This window comes from Ruegeria sp. YKSF070, from assembly GCF_059612725.1.
Genome location: NZ_JBXWRD010000093.1, coordinates 1 through 6,379, shown reverse-complemented (window position 1 = coordinate 6,379; position 6,379 = coordinate 1). Strand labels below are relative to the sequence as shown.

The 6,379-nt window shown below is 59.5% G+C and carries 4 protein-coding genes and 1 pseudogene; 2 read left to right on the top strand and 3 right to left on the bottom strand.

Going from position 1 to position 6,379, the window contains the following annotated elements:
- A pseudogene (locus tag AC2FL1_RS23125) lies at positions 1-88 on the top strand (IS5/IS1182 family transposase); the annotation flags it as partial.
- 158 nt (positions 89-246) lie between these two features.
- On the opposite strand, the gene AC2FL1_RS23120 reads toward AC2FL1_RS23125, so the two are convergent.
- Complete coding sequence (locus AC2FL1_RS23120) at positions 247-2,064, bottom strand: amidohydrolase (protein ID WP_496878486.1); 1,818 nt, start codon at positions 2,062-2,064, stop codon at positions 247-249.
- 58 nt (positions 2,065-2,122) lie between these two features.
- Entirely contained in the window at positions 2,123-4,012 is a 1,890-nt protein-coding gene (locus tag AC2FL1_RS23115; RefSeq protein WP_496878485.1) for an amidohydrolase, read from the bottom strand.
- A 235-nt stretch (positions 4,013-4,247) separates the two neighbouring features.
- Here AC2FL1_RS23115 and AC2FL1_RS23110 point away from each other — a divergent pair, with 235 nt between their 5' ends.
- Positions 4,248-4,982 carry a Crp/Fnr family transcriptional regulator gene (locus AC2FL1_RS23110; protein ID WP_496878484.1) on the top strand — a complete coding sequence of 245 codons (735 nt, stop codon included), beginning with the start codon at positions 4,248-4,250 and terminating at the stop codon, positions 4,980-4,982.
- Positions 4,983-5,648: 666 nt separating this feature from the next.
- Here AC2FL1_RS23110 and AC2FL1_RS23105 read toward each other — a convergent pair.
- Entirely contained in the window at positions 5,649-6,302 is a 654-nt protein-coding gene (locus AC2FL1_RS23105; RefSeq protein ID WP_496878483.1) for a hypothetical protein, read from the bottom strand.
- Positions 6,303-6,379 lie beyond the last annotated feature (77 nt).

Here is a 6,379-nt window from a genome sequence, read left to right as displayed (position 1 = left end):
GCGACGCGTCGCAACCCGCTACGACAGATGTCCGAAGGTATTCCTATCAGCCATCGCACTCGCCGCCGCAGTCATCTTCTGGCTCTGAAAATCAATGAGTCTGGAGCCTAGGCGGGTCTTGAATTAGCGAAATGACGAACAATTGGTTATGACCGGACGCTACAAAACCGCCCTCCCCGCCTCAAGCCAGTTTGCTTTGACAGCACCCGCCAGACCGCATCCGGCCCGACGACCATCATATTGCTCCTAGAATTCGTGGGTATGCTCGCTAATCGCGTCATACATGGCATGCAGGAATTCGTGCGCCATGCCTGGATCTCTAGGGAAAAACGAACGGTCGATACGTCCCTCACGCACGCCCGGCTCTGCCTCATAGACGATCTCTCCCTCCTTGATCGTCACCATGACTTCGAGATCGGCCAGAGTTTCAGGGTCAACGGCGGTTGGATCGTCGGAAAGGATGACGAAATCCGCCAGCTTGCCGACTTCGATGCTGCCTTTGTCGTCTTCTTCGAAGTGCTGCCAAGCAGGCCAGATCGTCATCGCCCGGAGCGCAGTCATCACGTCAACGCGCTGATGTGGCCCGAGTATGTCGCCCGAGCGAGTGCGGCGCGTGACCGTTGCCGCGAGGACCCGCATGCTATCGGGGAAAGCGACCGGAGCGTCGTGATGCGTGCCGAACATCATGCCACGCTGGCGGACCCAGCCGGTGGGCGAAATGTTCTCGGCATTGACCGGACCCACGGTATGATCGCGGTGCCAGTCCCCCCAGTAGAACGTATGCATGGGAAACAGGGACGGGAAGACACCGAGCCGGTTCAGCGCGTCGACCTGGTCCTCGCGAAGGAACTGGCCGTGAATCAGGACGGGTCGATTGCCTGGGTCGCCAAGACGCTCCTGCGCCGAGCCGAGCGCGGCAATCAGCATGTCCGATGCACCTTCTCCGTTGGAATGGGTGATGATCTGCAGGCCGTTCTCGTAACAGAAATCGATGGCCTGCTGGGTCTGTTCCATCGTGATGGCGGAATAGCCAAGGTATCCCGATGGATAGTCCCCGACCGGATCATAGTAGGGACGGTCACGCAGAGCCGTGAAGCCCTGTGGTGAACCGTCGATTGTCAACTTGCAGCCGCCGACCCGTACGCCATCCACATAAGTCCGAGAGGTGTTTTCGGCGATGTAGTCCGCAGCCTCCAAAACGTCGGGAAAGATCACTACGTCTACCGGCAGGCCATCTTCGGCGGCAACGCGTCTGGCCACCTCGACAACCTCAGGTGTCGCGCGTCCTTCCTGAGCCGTCGTGTACCCATAGCTCACCCAGAGATCTGCTCCGGCTCGGGCGAAGGCCTCGAGAGCCTGGTCGCCAAGCCCGGCCATCAATGGCGCGAACACCGTGAAAAAGGCGTATTCCTCAAGGACGCCATTTGGCTCCCCGTTACCGTCTCGACGGATCACGCCGCCGGGAGGTGCCTCGGTCTCTGCTGTCACACCGGCGATCTCGAGCGCCTTCGAGTTGGCAACGCCGAGATGGCCCGACTGGTGCACGATCATGATCGGGATATCGGCCGAGACCGCGTCGAGTTCATCACGCGTGGGATGGCGCAGCTCGGCGAGTTGGGCATTGTCGTATCCGAAACCGACGATCAATTGCACCTGGTCCACGATCTCACGGTTGTCCTCGACCCATTTGGACAGGGTCGCCTGCAGGCTGGGGATGTCCGTCACCGGCCCGTCCGGAGGCGCAAGCAGGTTGGCCGACAATGCCTGCAGCCCTCCCATGACGACATGGCCATGGCTGTCCACGAAGCCCGGGAGCATGGCGCGTCCGCCCAGATGGAAAACTTCGGTTCCATCTCCGCGATGCGCCATGACATCGGACGCGGTCCCCACGGCGATGATACGGCCATCCCGAACGGCCACAGCCTCGGCAATGCTTCCAGCATCGTCAATCGTCAGGATCGGCCCGCCAGTGTAGATCGTGTCGGCGATCTCCTGCGCCCATGCAGTTCCAGCCGTCATTAGCGTGCTGGCCAGGAGGGCTTGTGAAAAAATGTTCTTGAACATGCTTGATCCCAACTTGTTTGCTGCCACTTAACAATTTCCGTCTCATTGCCGACGCTTGTCAATGAAGGCCATGGGCGACCGTCAACGCGTGATGCAGGGCAGCCTCCATGAACTCCCGTTCCGCATCACTTCCTCCCGGCAGGTCGAGCGACGCCTTTCGTTCCGCCCCGCCTGCGGCAAGCATGCGCCCTTCCATCACCGTACCCCAGACGCCGATGTTTCGGATCTCAGTCACGTCGACCGAGAGAGGGTTCGCGTCGAGGATCGTGAAGTTTGCACGCTTTCCTGGAGAGATCGTCCCGATTTCATCCTCGAGCTTCAGCGAGTAAGCAGCCTCGATGGTGACCCCACGCAGCGCTTCCTCGACGGTCACGCGTTGGTCCGGTGCCGCAACCCGGCCCGAGGTCGTGCGACGGTTCACCGCGCACCACATGAGGAACAACGGATCGGCCGGTGCCATCGGCATGTCGGAGTGGAGCGACCACGGAATGCTCGCCCGGTTTAGGTCGCCCAGACGTACCATCTCATCGGCGCGCTCTGGGCCGAGGCCCACCTTCCCGTATTGATCGGCCAGCGCCGCGACGTAGTAGGGATTTCCGCTGACGATCGCTCCAAGCGTTTTAATACGGGCGACCTGGTCTGCGCCACTCACCGCGAAATGGACGAGCACCGTTCGGTGATCGTAGCGCGGGTTGCGCCGCAGGTTCGTCTCAAGCGTGTCGAGAACGCGGTTCAGCCCTTCGTCGCCGTTGACGTGGATGTGGATCTGGTAGCCCGCGTCCCAGTAGATGCGGAAGGCGCGCTCGAAGACGTCCCGGTCCATCATCCACTCGCCGGTGTGGCCATCGAGGTAGGGATCGCGCACCTGCATAAGCTGCGAATAGATCGCTCCGTCGGCGAAGAGCTTGACCTGCTTGGATGTCATGCTTGTCATACCGTCATACCAAGAGGCGAGCTTTTCGGTCTCGGTGATGACCTGGGCGTCGTCGTCATACATGCCCACCATGCTTTTGCCGTCAGGCATGAAGGACCAGCGGAACGGCATGTCGGGGCTCGAGAAGACTGCGTTCACTCCGTCCTGTACGGGTTTGGCGAGGATGCCACCCGGCTCGTTGCCGAAGGTGATCCCCTTCGCGTGCATGTAGTCCCTGCTGAGTTCGAGGCCGGCCTGGAGCCTCTCGGGACTGGCCACCATCGTCGCGACATAGGGCAGGATCGCGAACATGCCCTGTTCCCAAAAGTGCCCGTCCTCGAAGTTGCTCTGCTCCTTCGCTGACGCCGGGAAGGCGTCGTAGGCTCCGCGGGTCAGCTCGCCGCGCTCGAGCGTGGCGCTGTTGAGGAAGAACTCATGACACGAGCGACCCCAGACGAGGATTGGCCGGGTTGAGCTGATAGCGTCGAGTTCGGCTCGGGTCAGGGGGCCATAGAACGCCGGGTGATAGCCCCAGGTCAGGACCGGCTCGTCAGGATCGGTCGCTGCCGCGACGGAGGCGGTCAACCGGTCAATGAAGTCCTGCTTGTCCTTAACGGCTGGCACGGTCCCCGTGGGAAGGACCCAGTCCTCGATCGATAGGATCTCGGATGACATGGTCAGCGCGGCGAGCACCGGGTGGTCGTGCTGGGCCACGAAGCCCGGAACGATTACGTGGTCGCCGAAGGTCGTATCAACCTCATAGGCCTGATCTCCGAGAAGTGCGATCGTCTCGTCGAGGGAGCCTACCCAGAGGATTCGCCCGCCCACGACCGCCACCGCCTCGCCCGAGGGCCGCGCAGGGTCGAGCGTCACGATCTCGCGAGCGGTGTAGATAGTCGCTTTTGGCGCGGCCACAGCGAGGCTTCCCACATCCTGCAAGGATCCGGTCAGCGCCGCGGCTCGCCCCGCTGGCGTCAGCGCTGTCGCACCGATGAGGCCAGTCCAAATGAATTTCCGCCGGTCAAGCTGTGCCATACTGAAGCCTCCTCACTTCGAAATCTGCCGGGGCACGGATGACGTTCGGACCCATTTCCGCCCTCGGTCATGGCGTCTTGCGCCCATCACGATACCGGCCTGACGTTCAGGGCGCCGTGGGCTCATGCACACAGCTGCCGCAGAATCGTATTATGCCACGTGGTGGTTGGCGAGATTATCGCAATTGTGACAATTTTTTACGAAACGCGGTGCAGCGACCGAAGGAGAGGCATGGATGAAAACCTTTAGGACAGACGAGACGGACATCATTGACCGCGCGGAAGCCGAGCGTCGGGTGCTTCAACGAGGTTGGCTTGCAAACCAGCCCGAGGATGTCCGAAGCGCCCTGCTGAAGGTTGCGAGGTTGATCCAGTTCTCTGGCAGGGAGTTCGTGTTTCATGCTGGCGACAGCGAAGGCGGCCTCTACGGTGTCGTCATGGGCGGCGTGGGGGTCCACCTGCCGTCGGACGCCGGCGAGACGGCGGTGGCACATGTGCTCCGCTGCGGAGTCTGGTTCGGCTATGGGTCGTTCATGCGAGGGTCGGATAGGCGATTGTCTTTCTCTGTCGTTGAACCCTCGTTCCTGTTTCACGTTCCCCTTGCGAGCGCACAGGAGTTCGCGGGCCGATCGCCCCTTCACCAACGCGCGCTCTTGTCTGTCAGCGAATACGGCATGGATGTCGCCATCCAGGTCATTGAGACGCTGCTCATCCGGAACACGAAGCGCCGGATTGCGGCGACACTCCTGAGGGTCGCGCCCTTCCGGCACAGTGGGAGAACCACGACCGAGGTTCTTGTGACTCAATCCCAGCTTGCGGAGATGGCGAACGCGGAACGGCAAGTCGTGAACCGAGTCCTGAAGCATTTTATGACCGAAGGCTGGATTCATGTCGCCTATGGACGGATCGACATTGTCGATGAGGCGGGGCTCAAGGACTTCATAAACGCGAAGCGGGCGGATGCAATATAGGTGTACGGAGCGGCCCGGACGCCTGGACAATCATCCGTTCCAGGTGCAGAAAAGTAAGGACCCCGCCTGATCACGGCGAGGACTGCGTCAAACGCCAAGGTCTGCATTGGGCTCGAAGCGGCTTTGCTGTAGCGCAGCGGATCGGGTGTGAACCGCACTCCGAAACCGGCCGTTCCCGAAACGCAAATGCTTCAGCCAATGCAGCGACCTGACCTTGGTCTCGGGCATTCGGCAGTTGGAAGCGGCCGCACGACAGCGTGGGCCGGAACGACAGCACTGAGCCCACAGGAGACATAGTCGACCGTTAATGTTTGCAGGCGCAGCACCCGAGCAACGAGACCATCAGCTGCGTTGCGGGAAGAAAAGCTGACGTTCGTTCACAGCGCAGCGAGTTTTCGGGCATCAATGTCCGAGTCGCGGGACGTTCGCTGCGTTGGCGATCTCACGTCGCCACAGTAGCGAAACCATCGTGCCAATGGCCCCGCGACCAGTCATGCACCAACAATCAAACCGGATCAGTTAGATCAGGTCACCCACGACAAGTTGCAGGAATGAACTCGACGAGAGAGATCGCGTCGCCCAGTTTTCACAAACCCTCAGCCCGAAGTAGTCTTTCACCAAAAATTACGAAAATGAGTGTACAAGAAAAGTCGACTTGGATGTCATCTAGACATGATAAATAATGCTCCGCCAATGAGCCAAGGCGAAGACACCCAACAATGAGATCAAGATAAGCCCAATAGCTTTAATTTTGGTGCCAACGCGGTCCTCTTTTCTGATGGACTGATACCCTGGAAGGACGCGCAGAACGCCGAGGAACACCAACCCACACATGCCTCCCCAGAGTACACCAGCAGGCAGAAAGAACATCATGTCTTCAAAAAAGGCTTCTAGGTTGCCCTCATACCACGCTGCCGATGTGACCAGAAAGCCCAACGCCGTTCCGACACCAAAAGCAACTGGTATGCTAAAAAGCTCCTTTCTAAGGAATCTCCAAGAAAAAAGAATGCCCGCTAAAAACCCTGCTAAATCATAAAGTTGATACAGAGCCAGAAATTTAAACTCCGATGTTTCGAGAGGGGATAAAACAGCGATGTAAGTCAGTAGCACCAATGTGTATGCGATAAACCCACTCACCGCCAATTTGGAAAAGGACGGTTTTTCAAAGTCTACTTCATAGATCTCAAACACCATTGTGCTTTTTACTGCCGAAAGCAAATGCGGTACCTTGATTTCAATCAAGGACACCCGGACCGGGGCCTGGGTCAGATCCCTGCTTGAACGTGAGCCAACGCGGCTCGTGACCGTGGCCATCGCCAACAAGACAGCGCGCAGGGCTTGGGCGCTGCTCGTGAAGGGAGAGAACTACAGGGCTGCGCCGGCGATCTGACGAAGGA

Coding starts and splice junctions, on each gene's coding strand:
- AC2FL1_RS23120 (WP_496878486.1), bottom strand. CDS start 2,064: ATGTTCAAGAACATTTTTTCACAAGCCCTCCTGGCCAGCACGCTAATG.
- AC2FL1_RS23115 (WP_496878485.1), bottom strand. CDS start 4,012: ATGGCACAGCTTGACCGGCGGAAATTCATTTGGACTGGCCTCATCGGT.
- AC2FL1_RS23110 (WP_496878484.1), top strand. CDS start 4,248: ATGAAAACCTTTAGGACAGACGAGACGGACATCATTGACCGCGCGGAA.